The sequence below is a fragment of the Mesorhizobium sp. M7A.F.Ca.US.014.04.1.1 genome (genome assembly GCF_003998745.1).
GTDB classification, from domain to species: domain Bacteria; phylum Pseudomonadota; class Alphaproteobacteria; order Rhizobiales; family Rhizobiaceae; genus Mesorhizobium; species Mesorhizobium ciceri.
This window is the reverse complement of record NZ_RZRW01000836.1, coordinates 1-1,849: the sequence shown is the minus strand read 5'-3', so window position 1 is coordinate 1,849 and position 1,849 is coordinate 1. Positions and strand designations below refer to the sequence as shown.

Below are 1,849 nucleotides of genomic sequence, written 5' to 3'. Positions count from 1 at the left end.
CATCTCCCCCCTTGAGGGGGAGATGGCCGGCAGGCCAGAGGGGGGCGCTGTCCCGCCGGCATACGTCATCACTGATGCGAGAGAATGTTGACCAGCCGACCGAACGGATCGCGGACGTAGAAGCGCCGCACGCCCCACGGTTCGTCGGCCGGTCCGTATTCGATGGCAAAGCCCGCCGCCTTCATGGCATCGAGCGCCGCATCCACGTCGTCGACCTCGATGGAGAGGTCGGGCACCGGCGTGCCGGAACCGCCTTGCGCCATGAAGCTGACCTGGACATCCATCTTTGCTTGCGAGCCGTAGGTTGCGATCCAGCCGAGATCCATCAGCACGTCGAGGCCGAGCACATCGTGGTAGAAACGCTTCGCCGCCGCGACATCCGCTGTCTCGATATTGGCAACAATGCGCTGGACTTTCATCGTCGGTCGCCCTTCAGGCCGTGCGCCGCAGCGCCGTCACCTCGATCTCGATCTTCATTTCCGGTTTGTTGAGTTGGCAGACGATCATCGTCGCTGTCGGCCTGATGTCACCGAACGTCTCGCCGAGGATCGGGAAGACTACATCCACGAAGGCCTGGTCGGTGATGTAGTAATGCGCCCGCACCACGTCAGCCATCTCGAAGCCGCCGTCCTTCAGCGCCTTGCCGATCGTCGCCAGGCAATTGCGCGTCTGCGCCTCCACCGTCTCCGGCATCGTCATCGTCGCATAGTCGTAGCCGGTGGTGCCGGACACAAAACACCAGTCGCCCTGCACCACGGCGCGCGAATAGCCGGCGGTCTTTTCGAACGGCGAACCGGTGGAGATGAGTTTGCGCATATGAGGGGCCTTGCTTGGGTTGTCGGCCAGCATTAGCAGGCGGAACGGCGCGGGTCGTGGGCCAAGCCAGGCAAACTGTTATCCCGGAAGCGAAGCGCGAACCTCCGAGATTGGTTGAAGCATCCCTTCCGTCGTCATCCTATGGCGGAGCAAGGAGCGTAGCGACGCGGCGCAGACCATAGGATGACGAAAGCGAGGGGGTGCTGCGCAACGCTAAAGCTTTAATTTGCCGCCCCCAGCGCCTTGTCCAACGCCGCCTTCACATCCGCCGGCCATGTCGCCACATCAGGCCAGGCGTTCGGCTGGCCATTGTCGCCGCGGCGCGCAAAATAGAGCCTGTGCTGGGCCGGGTCGACCGCCATGAAGCCGTCATTGCCGCCGCAATCATGCGGCACGCAGCCGCTGGCGTAGAAGGCGCCCGAAGCGGTCTTTTCGGTGCCGCCGCCGACCAGCAGGCTGGTCGCCATGTCGGCCATGTCCTTGCCGAGCAGCTTTTCCGCTTCCTTGTAGACGGCCTCATTGTGGAAGGCGTCGATGATGTTCTGGTACTTTTCCGGATCGATGTCCTTCCAGTCCGTGCCGGGTTCCGGCATGTAGGTCAGATTGCCCGAAATCGTCAGCCCGTCGGTCGGCGACCATTGCAAAGCCGGTTTCTCATCCCCCGGCAACAGGTAGGGCACGAAATAGATGGCGTTGTCGGACACCGCCGAGGGCGGGGCGCCGCACTGGTCCTGCTCGACAGTGGTGCTCTGGATCGTGCCGCCTTCCGGCTTCCAGACGATCACCGTCGCCGGCCCGCATTGGTTGCCGCCGTCGCCGACATCGAACAGCGCCACCTTGACGCCGCCGACCTCGACTATTTTGTCGAAGAAGACATCGTAATTGCTGGCCAGCTGCTTGCCGTCATAGGCAAGCACCTTCTCGCCATACTGTTCCTTCTGGGTGATGGTCAGCGTGCCGCCTTCGAATGGCACCGGGGCCTGCTTGTCGTCATCGGAAGCATCGGCGGCGTTCGTCCCCTGATCGGCGGACG

The 1,849-nt window shown here is 63.1% G+C and carries 3 protein-coding genes; all 3 read right to left on the bottom strand.

Annotated elements, in window-relative coordinates:
* Positions 1-68 precede the first annotated feature (68 nt).
* Positions 69-419 carry a VOC family protein gene (locus EOA22_RS32105; RefSeq protein WP_063169566.1) on the bottom strand — a complete coding sequence of 117 codons (351 nt, stop codon included), beginning with the start codon at positions 417-419 and terminating at the stop codon, positions 69-71.
* Positions 420-432: 13 nt separating this feature from the next.
* Complete coding sequence (locus EOA22_RS32100; RefSeq protein WP_063169567.1) at positions 433-816, bottom strand: RidA family protein; 384 nt, start codon at positions 814-816, stop codon at positions 433-435.
* Positions 817-1,037: 221 nt separating this feature from the next.
* Positions 1,038-1,849: hypothetical protein (locus EOA22_RS32095; RefSeq protein ID WP_127390530.1), on the bottom strand; the 812-nt coding region annotated here is incomplete at its 5' end.

What these genes read in the sequence shown, in the direction of transcription:
- EOA22_RS32105 (WP_063169566.1), bottom strand. Translation starts at nt 419, where the DNA reads ATGAAAGTCCAGCGCATTGTTGCCAATATCGAGACAGCGGATGTCGCG.
- EOA22_RS32100 (WP_063169567.1), bottom strand. Translation starts at nt 816, where the DNA reads ATGCGCAAACTCATCTCCACCGGTTCGCCGTTCGAAAAGACCGCCGGC.